The sequence below is a fragment of the Acinetobacter sp. CWB-B33 genome, assembly GCF_039655955.1.
In the GTDB taxonomy this organism is placed as follows: domain Bacteria; phylum Pseudomonadota; class Gammaproteobacteria; order Pseudomonadales; family Moraxellaceae; genus Acinetobacter; species Acinetobacter bouvetii.
The window spans coordinates 155,384-168,225 of the sequence record NZ_JAGFEU010000004.1 but is presented as its reverse complement, the minus strand read 5'-3'; the positions used below and the strand labels follow the sequence as shown (position 1 = coordinate 168,225).

General features: G+C 43.7%; 13 protein-coding genes. 4 read left to right on the top strand and 9 right to left on the bottom strand.

Annotated elements, in window-relative coordinates:
- Positions 1 to 17: 17 nt before the first annotated feature.
- The 9 genes from rpsP to ispH form a co-directional block, all read right to left on the bottom strand.
- Positions 18 to 275 carry a 30S ribosomal protein S16 gene (gene rpsP / locus JZ784_RS12905; protein ID WP_005013161.1) on the bottom strand — a complete coding sequence of 86 codons (258 nt, stop codon included), beginning with the start codon at positions 273 to 275 and terminating at the stop codon, positions 18 to 20.
- A gap of 144 nt (positions 276 to 419) precedes the next feature.
- On the bottom strand, positions 420 to 857 hold the full coding sequence (locus tag JZ784_RS12900) for a type IV pilin protein (RefSeq protein WP_346315142.1): 438 nt from the start codon (positions 855 to 857) through the stop codon (positions 420 to 422).
- Entirely contained in the window at positions 851 to 1,324 is a 474-nt protein-coding gene (locus tag JZ784_RS12895) for a prepilin-type N-terminal cleavage/methylation domain-containing protein (RefSeq protein WP_346315141.1), read from the bottom strand. The genes JZ784_RS12900 and JZ784_RS12895 overlap by 7 nt, the downstream gene beginning before the upstream one ends.
- Before the next feature lie 14 nt (positions 1,325 to 1,338).
- On the bottom strand, positions 1,339 to 5,085 hold the full coding sequence (locus tag JZ784_RS12890; RefSeq protein ID WP_346315140.1) for a pilus assembly protein PilY: 3,747 nt from the start codon (positions 5,083 to 5,085) through the stop codon (positions 1,339 to 1,341).
- 18 nt (positions 5,086 to 5,103) lie between these two features.
- Entirely contained in the window at positions 5,104 to 5,898 is a 795-nt protein-coding gene (locus JZ784_RS12885) for a pilus assembly protein PilX (RefSeq protein WP_346315139.1), read from the bottom strand.
- On the bottom strand, positions 5,898 to 6,779 hold the full coding sequence (locus JZ784_RS12880) for a prepilin-type N-terminal cleavage/methylation domain-containing protein (protein WP_346315138.1): 882 nt from the start codon (positions 6,777 to 6,779) through the stop codon (positions 5,898 to 5,900). Before JZ784_RS12880 ends, JZ784_RS12885 begins: the two co-directional genes overlap by 1 nt.
- A gap of 1 nt (position 6,780) precedes the next feature.
- Entirely contained in the window at positions 6,781 to 7,311 is a 531-nt protein-coding gene (gene pilV / locus JZ784_RS12875) for a type IV pilus modification protein PilV (RefSeq protein ID WP_346315137.1), read from the bottom strand.
- Positions 7,311 to 7,748, bottom strand: coding sequence for a GspH/FimT family pseudopilin (locus JZ784_RS12870; protein ID WP_346315136.1), 438 nt, complete (start codon positions 7,746 to 7,748; stop codon positions 7,311 to 7,313). Before JZ784_RS12870 ends, pilV begins: the two co-directional genes overlap by 1 nt.
- A 162-nt stretch (positions 7,749 to 7,910) precedes the next feature.
- Positions 7,911 to 8,861 (bottom strand): 4-hydroxy-3-methylbut-2-enyl diphosphate reductase, encoded by a 951-nt coding sequence (ispH, locus tag JZ784_RS12865; RefSeq protein ID WP_346315135.1) that lies wholly within the window; start codon positions 8,859 to 8,861, stop codon positions 7,911 to 7,913.
- Between the two features lie 133 nt (positions 8,862 to 8,994).
- Here ispH and gmk point away from each other — a divergent pair, with 133 nt between their 5' ends.
- The 4 genes from gmk to JZ784_RS12845 all read left to right on the top strand — a co-directional run bounded on the left by gmk (position 8,995) and on the right by JZ784_RS12845 (position 12,754).
- Positions 8,995 to 9,621, top strand: a complete 627-nt coding sequence (gene gmk, locus JZ784_RS12860; RefSeq protein ID WP_005013173.1) for a guanylate kinase — start codon at positions 8,995 to 8,997, stop codon at positions 9,619 to 9,621.
- A 76-nt stretch (positions 9,622 to 9,697) separates the two neighbouring features.
- Positions 9,698 to 9,979, top strand: coding sequence for a DNA-directed RNA polymerase subunit omega (rpoZ, locus tag JZ784_RS12855; protein WP_005013174.1), 282 nt, complete (start codon positions 9,698 to 9,700; stop codon positions 9,977 to 9,979).
- 214 nt (positions 9,980 to 10,193) lie between these two features.
- Positions 10,194 to 12,299, top strand: coding sequence for an HD domain-containing protein (locus tag JZ784_RS12850; RefSeq protein WP_346315134.1), 2,106 nt, complete (start codon positions 10,194 to 10,196; stop codon positions 12,297 to 12,299).
- 71 nt (positions 12,300 to 12,370) lie between these two features.
- Positions 12,371 to 12,754 carry a RidA family protein gene (locus tag JZ784_RS12845; protein ID WP_067669215.1) on the top strand — a complete coding sequence of 128 codons (384 nt, stop codon included), beginning with the start codon at positions 12,371 to 12,373 and terminating at the stop codon, positions 12,752 to 12,754.
- Positions 12,755 to 12,842 lie beyond the last annotated feature (88 nt).

Below are 12,842 nucleotides of genomic sequence, written 5' to 3'. Positions count from 1 at the left end.
GGCAAGCTACTACCGTATTAAACAGCAGCTGCAGCTTTTTTAGCTTGAGCAGCTAAAGAAGCAACACGGTCAGACGGTTGAGCGCCTTGAGAAACCCAATGAGCAAAACGGTCAGCATCTAAACGAAGTTTTTCTGCTTTACCTTGTGCTGTAGGGTTAAAGAAACCGATACGTTCGATGAAACGACCGTCACGTGCATTGCGGCTATCAGTCACAATGATTTGATAGAACGGACGTTTTTTAGCACCACCGCGTGCAAGACGAATAACTACCATGATACAACCTTATAGTTTTTACGGATTATCCCTGTACCGACCATCGATACACTTCAAACCCCTTTCATAGAGGGCAATATTTTACGTTATCTTTCCTTCGAAAGGAAGATCAAAATTTAGTTATCCGCAATTTTGAATTTAAGTTTAGCGGCCATCCCAGTTTGTCGTGGCGGATGGGGTGCAGGTTGAAGCCTGAGTCCATAATTTTTGAGCATCTTGATTAATACAAACTAGGCCGTTTTCATTCTGTACTGAATTTGCAACTGGTTCAGCTGTCAAAAGGTAACCTTGATTATCAGCATCAATATCTAATGAAATTTCATAAAATGCAGTTCCAGTACTTGGATAATCCGCTGTTCCGCCAATTCCATTTAAGGTAGCGCCTGAATAGCTATGATTAACAATGGAATAACTTTGCAGCCTCTGCGCCAGCCGTGACAGCTCACTTTGTACATCTGAGCGGTTAGCATTAATTTGATATTTACTATATAAAGGGAAAGCTATAGCAGCTAATATCGCTACAATCGCGATTGTGATAATTACCTCAATCAAGGTAAAGCCTTTATTTTTGTTGATCACCATGTTTCAGCCCCATTTGCCTCTGAATCACAAGTCGAAAAAGAAACCAGTGAATTTGTTTTATTCTTACAGCGAATACCCGTACTTGTAAGCAAAAAACTATAATTTTGGGGGTCTGCTGTTAATGCTTGAATCGCCCACCCCTGTCCGACAGCGGAACCACTTGTTAATAGTGGATTGCCTGTCGAATCATCTACAATCGATACTGTATATGGGTAAGTAGAATCAGGAGCTACTGTCGCTGTAACAGTAGAAAAACCTTTATAGTTAAAATTTCGAGCCTTATGCCGTTCTAAAAGCACAGCCAGCCTTTGAATTTCCTGTTCAGCTTCTGATGCTGCAGATCGGCGAGCATATTGCTGATATGACGGAATAGCAATTGCTGCAAAAATTGCAACAATTACTACAGCGACCATCATCTCAATTAAAGTAAAACCTTGATTGATTTTTTTTGCAGAAGACAAATTCATTTTATATTCCTGCCCTATTTACTCGTTTCATACCAGCGTACGGGAACAAGGGATAAAGGTGTAGAATAAGTTTTCGACTGTCCACCCGCTAAAGCACCATTACCCGAAACCAATACCCGGTTCGAACCAGCTGTATTGCTTGAACCCACTGCTGGCGAGATAATTCCTGCACCCAGACTCTTTCCTTTCAGGAATGTTGAAGCACTAATTTGAGCGTCAGTGCAAACCCCATAAGGCATACAGAACTGATAAACAAAACTTTCACCCTTGACACCTGCGCCACAGTCACCTGACAAGCCTGCTTTACTGCCGTCAAAAGTCGTTACATACAGATCATTGTCTAAAACAATCGGGGTACTCAACACTTTTGCATCTTGAGTCAATGTTGAAGCAAAGTAGTGATACCAGCCACCCGTACTTTCATACGAAGCTACCGCGGTTTTATTGTCGTTAGATGTGACTTGCCCTAAATTTGCCAATACAAGATTTTTCGTGATTAATGCATCTGCTCTACAGCTTTTATCTGCTGTTGTCGAACTTGTATTAAGTGTTTCACAAACCTTATAAACAGCGCCATCCATTTTAAACAAGTCTGAACGGGCTACATCTTTATCATAAATATTATAAACTGCGTCATTTTTATAAGACGCTGATGAAGAATTGAATCTTGGCAAACTGCGGTTGCCACTGCCAATAGAAACAACACCAAAAGTATTGCCTGAACTGCTATATGTAGAAAATGCAGGCATTTCATAGAAACGCGGGCTGTATAGACCGTTATTCAGCGTTAATAAACGCTGCGGCGGCTTAGCAAATGAATTTTTATCAAATGTGGCCATACTGTTATTTAAATCTACACGCCACAATTGCCCGCCTAGGTCTCCAAAATACAGATGGTCAATTAAGCCATCCGCATTTCTATCAACACTGCGGATTTGACTCACAACACTGTACTGCAGATTGCTGACTGTACTATAACCTACACCGTCAGTAGTATTTGCACTGGTTGCATTGGCTCCGCTCCACCACAGCAAAGCGCCAGTTTCAGCATTAAACATGTAAATACCAGCACCGCGCTTATTGCTTTGAACATAGTCACTACTCTCATAGCCGCTAAATCCTGTGCGCTCGCCTGTCGTACTATCAAATGCCCCATCACCATTGGTGCCGCCAGCATCATAGCCTCCGCCAACAATCATGACACGGGTTTTTTTGCCATTCCATTTCACAAAACCAATCGTCGGTTTCGACCAGCTTTGCCCCATAAATGCCAATTCTTTATAAGCAGTAGAACTGTTGCCGCGATAAACGGCTTGTGTATTTGGATCAATACGGAATGCTAAGCTTGGAGCATCCATATTTTGAAGATTCAGTGCATAATAGCTGCGGCCTCCCATTCGCAGGCCACCATACGCCATTTGAACGCCTGATGAAGTCCCCACCCCGGTGCCCACAGTCATTTTCGTCTTGTCTGATTTCAGCACATATTCTGAATATGAAGTCCACGGTGCATCAATGCCATAGTAAAATGGCTGGTAAGTTGACGTACTGAATCCGCTGGTTGTTGTATTCTCAAGAAAAGCCTTTTTCTGCGTGCTGACCATTTCATTGGGCACAAAAGCAAATTTTTCTATGCCTGTGCTGGCATTTACTACAGATAGAACACCTTGTGTCGTTCCAAATAAGGTGTAATCATCCCGGTCTGATGTCGTAACTGCACCATTAGTGCTCCCAATCACCCCAGACTGCGTCAATAATATTGGCGATGAGTGCATCACTGCACCCAATTGACGAAGAGAACTGGCTGCTGAAAGTCCAGCAATTGTGCTAGGCGGATTTGCAGGATCTGCAATAATATACCCCAGCAGTGACAGTAAATAGCCCCTGCTGCTATCTGTCGTGTTGGTAACATAACTTGCGCCAATTTGATTCAATGCTGTAGCTGTTGCTGTACCATTCACATCACGGTTAATTAACAGTTTTCGATTTGCGGCATTACCTGCTGCCATTCCTAAGGGCAGGTTTGCTTTTACACCGCCAATCAATTTCAGCGCAGCGCTATTGCTTGCGCCGGCTAAAATAGTTTCTGACCAATAATCATAATTGTCTTCAATTTTACCGCTGCTATTGGTAAGCGAATTGCCTTTCACATCTTTAATTAAGCCATCAACAACTTTATACTTTTTCAAGTTGCCCGCCCAAAGCTGATAAGTCGCATCTGGCGTCGGCTGAAACTGTGATGAATAAGTAAAATTCTGTACTGCTGCAGGATTTAACTGATCACTTGGAATATACGATTCACCAGTAGTTACCGACGGTATGTCAGTCGCTAGCGCACTAATAAAGCTATTTACACTGCTAACTACGTCTGCAGAGCTGGAACCGGAATACCAGCCGCCTTGACCATAAATCCCCCATCTAGCAGCATTTTTCACATCAGCACTTGCTGAAGCAGTGTTGATATTCGCAAGATTTTGAGCCTGGGTTAAAGCGCTGTTATATGATGTCAATCCATTAAAATCACTGCCAAATCCAACCACTGCCGTCTTAATAACGAGATTCTTGGGATTCATCTTTGAGGTTGAGGCATCCCCTTTCACCGTTCTATTCAAAAGCAGTTGTGAAAAATCACTAATGCAATTCCAGCTATTTCCAGAATATCTAGCCCCCGTACCATCAAACAATGTACCTGAACAGGTCACGGCACTTCCATATGAACTAGTAAGCGCATTTTGCATCAACGTTTTGCTTACGCTGTCAGCGGCACCATTCGGTTCACCATCTGTAAGCAAGTAAATACCCTGACCACTGCATTGGGTATTTGTCTCACTTATAGGTGAAACATAACTAATCTCTTCCGCATTTTTCGAGGTATTTACAGAATAAGGAAAACCGCTGCCTGAAGGTGTGCCAAATTTAAAATAATATTTTTTAGCAGATCCAGTTCCGCTGTAATAATAGATATCATTACCACTGCTTTCCTTTGTATAACCTGCAAGAGAAGGGGCACCTGTTAAACTGACAGTACATCTTGAGGTGCTGGAATTCCCACTTGAACCACATGAATACCAAGACTTCGTAGTTGTTCCCAACATATAGGCGCCAACTTCAGCATAGGCCTCACCTGTAGGCGTGCTATAATTTCCAGTCCAAGTACTCATTTCTTTTAAAAGCAAGGTCCGCTGATCAGTCACGTTAACTGTTACAGTTGTATAATATAAAGTACAAGCCTTATTATTTACATTTGTACATGATTCTGAACTGTAACTTCCGGAAGGCTTGGCTGTCTTTTCCTCCCCCCATTCCGTACATGTATTATACGTGCTCCATGCAGTACATGAGCTATATACATTTTTTGAACCATTATTATAATATTTATAAATTGGCTTTTTAGCTGTATACGACCCTCCGCCACTAATGACTGTATTTAAAGCGCGTGCCGGTACAAGCACATAACCGGATGAACTATTATAAAAACTGGATAATCCAATAATTTTGTCATTACTTAATGCTGCAGCGCCATTTCCGCCCGCCAGCACATCAATCATCCCACTGCGTACGCGCTCTAAACGCGTTACTCCCGTACCATCCGCGCTCCCCATACTCCCGGAATTATCCAAGAGGAACATGAGAGTAATGGTTCCTTTTTCCGCAGCGCGGTAAATACTGATATCACTGGCATTTGATACACTTGTGCTTACTAAACCTGTCATCAGCAGAGACAGCGCAGATACAAGTTTTTTCTTGGTAAATTCTTTCATCTCGTTATCCTTCTATTCTTAGCTGCCGGTTACTGACTGTGTCAGATTGTATACAGTTGCATAAGTGGTATATGGCACATTCAATTTATTCAAGCACTCAGAAATACTTGTTGAAAAAGAGGTTTCCGTTACACTGTCTGTTGCAGCAGATATCCCGCCGGGAATAGCCGCACTCGGATTACTCATATGTGTAGAAAGGCAGGCATTAATTTGTTCTGTTGAAGCTGTTGACAATGTTGGCATCAACGAAATAGCTGTGACAGTCGCCCGCTGTGCAGGAATCGTTTTTGACGCTAGTGTATCCGTCCCTGATACCGTAGAAACAAATGCCACATCACCTTCAGCGGAATCAATAAATCTTACTGTAACTTGTGTCATCACAGCACTGCGCCCGCTGGTATAATCATTGCTATTAGACATAGAACAATAGCCATCACTGCCTAATTCATTATTTGTAGGTTTTGTCTTGCCCTCTTCCCATTTAATCACGCTTGCCTGCGCCAAGCTAAAAAAGGCTGTATTTGTTCCCTTATAACAGAACACCAGTTCTTTTCCTTTGTTATACGGCGTGCTTATATAACCAAACATGCCATTTCCAGTCATGTTTGTTTTCAATGCTTCTGCATCTTCGACATTAAATAAAGCAGAATCTGAATTTTGATTCATCAATTGCTGCGCTTGAGCATTTGTTGCAATATTTAAAGACAGAAGCCCCTTTCGTATTGCCAAACTGCTGACAATAACAATGATTAACAGCAGGATTAATACAATAATCAGCGTTGCGCCGCGCTGTGAATGTTTTATTACTATCATTAGCGGGCTCCTAAAGCATTTCTGATGGCGACAGTCTGTACAATGATGTCACGCAGTTTTTTTGTCGCTGAATTTTGGACTGTGCTGTTTAAAGTCACGGTTTGACCTAAAACATTAAAAGGCTGGGATACATCAATATTAGGATCATCGCCAACAGACTGGCTGGAACGGGCTAACACCCCAATTTTCACGCCAAGAATTCTAGGTTTTGCAGCCATAGCTTTATATGCCTCTATTGACATATCCCTAAAGCTGCCTGAACTGTTTTCCGTTACGAGCAAAACATGAAAATAATCAACCCGCTTCATAACAATTTGCCCATCATCACCGAAGTTTGTTGCTGCATTGCCGCTATACCGGCCTGCATCACAAACAAGCGCTAAAGCAGTATCCTCTGTTTCATCAGCAGAAAAATTTGAATCTTTTCTGACAAAATAGCGCTGTATCACATATTCTGACGTACTGGTAATTGCATTGCCTTCACAATCAAAACCACCGGCCACTATAGGCAAATACTGAATAACCAATTGATCACTGTCTACATCAACTGCCGATGTATTGCTCACTTTGCTTCTAGAAAATAAATTCTCATTAACTGTAGATGCTGCTGAAAGATTTGCTTTGGCTAATACAATTCCGCCATTGACTGTACTGTTGGTCATACTCGCTGTGGTATTTCCTAAATTAGCCATGCGAATATCTTTCGCAATATAATTCAGCGCAAAATTAGAGTTATCCTGTATATCAGATGCACCTTGCTGCAGAGCAATACTTTTTTGACTTGAAATAAATAAAACAATTGCCGCCGCAACAACAATCAAACCAATTGCCAAAGAGATCATAAGCTCTATGAGAGTAAAACCATGTTGCTGCACTTTCATCTCAAAATGCCTCCATCACAATACAAGTCGAATTATCTTGGTAAGTGAAGCTGGATTGCTGACTGGATGTGCAAGCAATTTGACCAGTTTTATCAGTTGTATTATCTGTGGCATCAGTCTTATTCCACGCCACATAAATACATGACCTGCCATTTGCGGTACCCGGGCATTCGATCATATTCATTACCATGCCTAATTTCTGAGCCTGCAAATATGACTCATGTACATCAAATGCCGCCTTAGCTGCTGGCAAGCAAAAATTGTTATAGCAATTTGTCCCTTCCGTTTCCTGTGCGCTTTGACTTCCCATATTTTGCTGATATGCCGCTAATGCATCAGTACCGTTATTCATTCTTATTTTTTCTGCCAAATCTCTAGCCAAATTCATAGCCTGAATACGGTTAGCCCCTTCAGATGTTGCCTGCACGGCCCGCAATTGCAAACTGGCGAAACCCAATATCGCAATGGAAAGCAACAGTAGCGCAACCAGCACTTCCACCAGCCCAACCCCTTGCTGTTTATTCATATTCATCAACAGGTTCCATCCTTATTTGGCGTCATAGAAAGAGTACCCATCACTGAAAGAGAAAAGGTCTTTGTTGTATTCGACTTAGAGTTGCAAATTTCAAAAGAAATATCAGAAGCGCTGCTTGCAGATCCATCGCGCCTAAAATTAATTGTACTTTGGCTCGTAGGGCTCTTTAAGGTATTATTTTCACTAGGAGACCAGTAAAAAATAAGGTCAGTATTTGCACCTTCAGAATTCAGATTTACTGTAGTTGCAGTCCTTAATAGCACTGCTTGATTTCTTGCCAGAGTCAGTGTGTCAATCAAGTCCGAAGTCGCCGAATTAAGTTTCTGTTTTGCGAGCAGATCTGAAAAAGACGGCGCTGCCATCATAGAAATAATCGCCAACACAGAAAGTGTCACTATCAGCTCAATTAAAGTAAATCCCTTATTTTTCTGCATACGCCCCCCAAAAAACAGCCCCTTTCCCTATTAAAAATAATATCTATTAATTTTACAAAACCAGCACAAATAGAGATAAAAGGTATAAAAAAACAGATCATTGCCAAAAAGCAATAATCTGTCAATTTTTATAAAATATCAGAATGTTAAACAGTCTGCACTTTAGGCTTGAGTTACAGGAATACGTAACTCTTTAGGCAAACTAAAGGTAATATTTTCTTCCCGTCCAGACAATTCCTGCGGGGCGGCAGCCCCCCAATCCTGCAAACGCTGAATCACCTGCTTAATTAAAATTTCCGGTGCAGATGCGCCAGCGGTGACACCAATTTTTGACTCTGCATTGAACCATGCCTGTTCCAGCTGATCCGCATTGTCCACCAAATAAGCATGTTTCCCCATGCGCTCAGCCAACTCACGCAGACGGTTAGAATTAGATGAATTTGGCGAACCCACCACCAGCACCACATCACATTGTGCAGCCAAATCTCGGACAGCATCCTGACGGTTTTGCGTGGCATAGCAAATATCATCTTTACGCGGCCCCTGAATCAGAGGGAATTTAGCACGCAATGCATCAATGACTTTTGCCGTATCATCGATAGACAAAGTCGTTTGCGTCACAAAAGCCACTTTGGCTGGGTTTCGGACATTTAGGCCCGCTACATCAGCTTCATCTTCCACCAAATAGATCGAACCGCCATTTTTGGTGTCGTATTGCCCCATAGTGCCTTCGACTTCCGGATGGCCTTCATGGCCAATCAAAATCGCCTCTACCCCTTCGCGGGCATACTTAGTGACTTCAATATGCACCTTGGTGACCAACGGGCAGGTTGCATCAAACACTTTCAAGCCGCGGCGTTCCGCTTCCTGCTGGACTGCTTTGGATACACCGTGCGCGCTGAAAATCACAATATTGTCATCCGGCACTTCATCCAGCTCTTCCACAAAAATAGCGCCGCGCTGACGCAGATCATCAACCACAAATTTGTTATGCACCACCTCATGGCGCACATAAATCGGCGGATTAAAGCATTCAAGGGCGCGGTTCACAATCGCAATTGCTCGGTCGACACCTGCACAAAAACCACGGGGATTAGCCAATACAATTTCCATAGAACCCTCAATGTTCGAATCAATGCGCAAACGATTTTAAAATAAATGCCAACAAAAAGACGCTTGGCTATTTTGTTTGCGGGTCGTCTGCTCTAAAATAGAGAAGATATTTTATCATATCAGGAAAAATATCATGTCGGGTCTCTTGTTTGTCGTTTCTGCAGCGTCAGGAACAGGCAAAACATCTCTTGTTAAAGCCCTACTTGAACGTGTCAACAATCTGCATGTTTCCGTTTCCCATACGACCCGCGGCCAGCGCCCTGGCGAACTTGACGGCGTTCATTATCACTTTTCAACCAAAGAAGACTTTTTGGCATTGGTTCAAGAAGGCGGATTTATTGAATATGCTGAAGTTTTCGGCAACTATTACGGCACTGCACAGCGCACAGTAAAAGAACAGCTGGCAAAAGGCCACGATGTCCTGCTGGAAATTGACTGGCAAGGTGCCGAACAGGTCCGCAAGCTTTTTCCTGAATCCAAACAAATTTTTATTTTGCCGCCCAGCCAGTTTGATTTGCGCCAGCGCCTGTCCAACCGCGGCACAGACTCTGTCGAAGTGATTGAACACCGCCTCAGCTGCGCTGTTGAAGACATGCAGCAGTATGTAAATTTTGATTTTGTCATTATCAATGACGACTTTAATAAAGCATTGCATGATCTTGAAGCCGTGATTATTGCCAACCGCCTGGCACTGAAACAGCAGACTGAGCGCCATCAGGATTTAATTCAAAAACTGATTACCCCGACCAGTGTTTTGTGATTAAAACTTGAGTCTGCAGACAAAGCCTTTTATACTGCACAGTCTGTTCAAATTTACTATTCAAACGAGAATTCTTATGGCACGCGTAACCGTTGAAGATTGTTTAGACCATGTAGACAACCGCTTTGAGCTTGTACTAGTGGCAAGCAAACGCGCGCGTCAATTGGCACGTCAAGGCATTGAGCCGACTGTAGAATGGGATAACGACAAGCCTACAGTGGTTGCATTGCGCGAAATTGCTGAAGGCCACGTATCTAAAGACATTTTGAAACAACGCGATCAAGACTATCAGGCATCCAGCCTGGATCTTGCGCTTTCTGCAAACAACTTGAATTTAGACGGTTTTTCTTTCCAATAAGATGATCCGGTCAAAAAGCCTAGTTTTATACTAGGCTTTTTTTATGGTTCGATCTTTTATATTTGCGCAAGAACAGTTATAAAGAAGGCCTAAATTTGGTTTTCTTGCTAATTTTTTTTCACTTTTTTAACTGAAAAAATTGACAAGTTATGCAATATGCATTTCATTAGAGGATTAACCATTTCATTTGTAATTCAGCAGTAAAAGGTGTTCTATGCCAGGCCCAGAGGTCAGCCAAGCCAAGCAGCAGCTCAAAATAATTATCGACGCTTATCTTTCAGAAAGCGATGTCGAACGTGTGCTTGAAGCTTGCGATTATGCTGATGTGGCGCATGACGGCATTACCCGCAAAAGCGGTGAACCCTATATTCTGCACCCCATTGCAGTCAGCTGCATTTTAGCGCATATGCGCCTGGATGCAGAAACGCTGATGGCGGCCCTGCTGCACGATGTCATTGAAGACACCGAATTCAATAAAGAAGATATTACTGAACGCTTCAGCAAGACTGTCGCTGAACTGGTCGACGGCGTAACCAAACTGAGCCATTCCAGCGACAAAGAATACAATAAAGCCGCTTCTTTTCGAAAGATTCTGCAGGCCACCCTGCAAGACCCGCGTGTCATTATTATTAAACTGGCTGACCGCTATCACAACATGACCACCCTAGGCGCGCTGCGGCCTGATAAGCGCGCCCGCATAGCGCAAGAAACCTTTGAAATTTTTGTTCCCATGGCGCGTCTGGTCGGCATGAATGAAATGGCCGATAACCTTGAGCATCTCTGCTACCAAAACTTAGATTTGGATATGTATAACAATGTTCAGGATGCCCTGCTGAAAACCAAGCCCAAACGCTGTGAATATCAAACCAAATGGGAAAATAACTTAACCTCCCTGCTGCAAGAGCATAAAATTGCCGGCCGCATCAAAAAGAAAAACAACAATATTGAATTGCTGCGCCACTTCGTCAAAAATGACATTGACCTGCAAGAGCTGACTCACAGTCACGCCTTTGAAATTATCCTGCAAAGCATTGCCGACTGTGACCGGCTTGCTGAAATCTTGCGCAACAGCTTTCAAGTGCTACACTATGAAGACCATATCCGCCGCCCGCTGCCTGGCGGCAACCAATCACTGATGATGCGCTTAAAAGGCGAAAAAACCACACTGTCACTCACTATTCAAACCGAACTTATGCGCAAAGCCGCCCGCTTCGGTGTTGTTTTAGGTGAGAATGCGCCGCAGGCTTGCCGCTCCGCCATTCAGGCGTCTATGCAGAATCTGAATGTGCTGGTTGACGGTGAATGCGCCAAAACCACATTCAATGACCTGCTGGATTATCTGCATCAAGAAAAAATTTGGGTCTACACCCCGCATGGCCATTTGCATGAATTGCCTCAAGGCGCGACAGCAGTCGATTTTGCCTATTCTGCCAGCTTATTCCTCGGCAACCATGCCGTAGGCGCAAAGATCAATGGCGAAACCAAACCGCTGTCCACGCCTTTGCAAAGCGGCCAGGTAATTGAAATTATCACCGATGTGCTTGCAACACCCAACCCAGACTGGCTGAGTTTTATCAATACGCAAAAGGCGCGCCGCGCGCTGCAAAATATTTTGCGCGATCAGGATTTAGATGAACAGCGCCTTGTCGGCCAGCAAGCGCTGAATCGCGCCTTAAAGCTGTTTAACCGCTCTATCAAAGATCTCACTCAATCCGACTGGGAAAACGTTCTGGAATGGCGGCACATTAACAGCCCAGACGACCTCTATGAGCAAATCGCCGTTGGTGATTTGCTGCCGCAGCTGGTGGCAAATCATTTATTTGCGCAAGATGCGCCACAGGAAATCGCGGCATCTGACCGTTTGATTCAAGGCACGGAAGGCATTGACGTTAAGTATGCACACTGCTGCAACCCGGTGCTCGGCGATCCGATTCAAGGGCATTTATCCCGACGCGGGCTGATTGTTCACCGCTCCCGCTGCCATAATCTTTTGCATGAGCAGCATCTGCATCCGGAGAACATTATGCCGCTGCAGTGGAACACCGAAAATACGGATGAAATCAGTTTCAGCGCCTATCTCAGCATCAATATCAATATGAATGATGAACAGGTGTCTGAACTGATTTATCAATGCCGTAAAGAAAAAGTCGGGGTGGAGTCCGTCCGCCCCCATGACGGCAAGACCTATGTCAACATCGTCGTACACAACCGCAAGCAAATCGCCGAAGTCATCCGCAATCTGCGCATGCATTTCGGATTCCCCCGCATTGCGCGCCTTGCCCAGCCCCTCAATACAGCTGAAACCTCTATTGCAAGTTAATTATTTCGATAAAGCGCACTCGATCCTGTCAGATCGGGTATGATGTCTGCATAAGATATAAGGAGAAATCAATGCCTCGCCAAGTTATCCATACTGAAAATGCACCCGCCGCAATCGGCACTTATTCTCAAGCCATCCTGGTTGGGAATACCTTGTATCTTTCAGGGCAAATTGGCTTAGATCCATACAGCATGGAACTGGTAGACGGTATTGAGGCGCAAATCCGCCGCGTATTTGATAACCTTAAAGCCGTTTGTGAAGCCGCCGGCGGGACTTTAGCCGATATCGCCAAACTGAATATCTTTCTAACTGACTTATCCAACTTCCAGCTGGTCAACCAAATCATGGGCGAATATTTTGCTCAGCCCTACCCTGCGCGCGCAGCTCTCGGTGTGGCGAGCCTGCCCAAAGATGCGCTGGTAGAAATGGATGGCATCGTCATTATTAATCAATAAGTTACATAAGAAAATTAAAGTTCTAACTTTATATTTTTCCTATGAATTATGAGCCGCCCTTGCGCGGAAATCCGAGCAATACTCGAAT

What these genes read in the sequence shown, in the direction of transcription:
- rpsP (WP_005013161.1), bottom strand. Translation starts at nt 275, where the DNA reads ATGGTAGTTATTCGTCTTGCACGCGGTGGTGCTAAAAAACGTCCGTTC.
- JZ784_RS12885 (WP_346315139.1), bottom strand. Translation starts at nt 5,898, where the DNA reads ATGATAGTAATAAAACATTCACAGCGCGGCGCAACGCTGATTATTGTA.
- ispH (WP_346315135.1), bottom strand. Translation starts at nt 8,861, where the DNA reads ATGGAAATTGTATTGGCTAATCCCCGTGGTTTTTGTGCAGGTGTCGAC.
- rpoZ (WP_005013174.1), top strand. Translation starts at nt 9,698, where the DNA reads ATGGCACGCGTAACCGTTGAAGATTGTTTAGACCATGTAGACAACCGC.
- JZ784_RS12870 (WP_346315136.1), bottom strand. Translation starts at nt 7,748, where the DNA reads ATGCAGAAAAATAAGGGATTTACTTTAATTGAGCTGATAGTGACACTT.
- pilV (WP_346315137.1), bottom strand. Translation starts at nt 7,311, where the DNA reads ATGAATATGAATAAACAGCAAGGGGTTGGGCTGGTGGAAGTGCTGGTT.
- JZ784_RS12900 (WP_346315142.1), bottom strand. Translation starts at nt 857, where the DNA reads ATGGTGATCAACAAAAATAAAGGCTTTACCTTGATTGAGGTAATTATC.
- JZ784_RS12845 (WP_067669215.1), top strand. Translation starts at nt 12,371, where the DNA reads ATGCCTCGCCAAGTTATCCATACTGAAAATGCACCCGCCGCAATCGGC.
- JZ784_RS12895 (WP_346315141.1), bottom strand. Translation starts at nt 1,324, where the DNA reads ATGAATTTGTCTTCTGCAAAAAAAATCAATCAAGGTTTTACTTTAATT.
- gmk (WP_005013173.1), top strand. Translation starts at nt 8,995, where the DNA reads ATGTCGGGTCTCTTGTTTGTCGTTTCTGCAGCGTCAGGAACAGGCAAA.
- JZ784_RS12850 (WP_346315134.1), top strand. Translation starts at nt 10,194, where the DNA reads ATGCCAGGCCCAGAGGTCAGCCAAGCCAAGCAGCAGCTCAAAATAATT.
- JZ784_RS12890 (WP_346315140.1), bottom strand. Translation starts at nt 5,085, where the DNA reads ATGAAAGAATTTACCAAGAAAAAACTTGTATCTGCGCTGTCTCTGCTG.
- JZ784_RS12880 (WP_346315138.1), bottom strand. Translation starts at nt 6,779, where the DNA reads ATGAAAGTGCAGCAACATGGTTTTACTCTCATAGAGCTTATGATCTCT.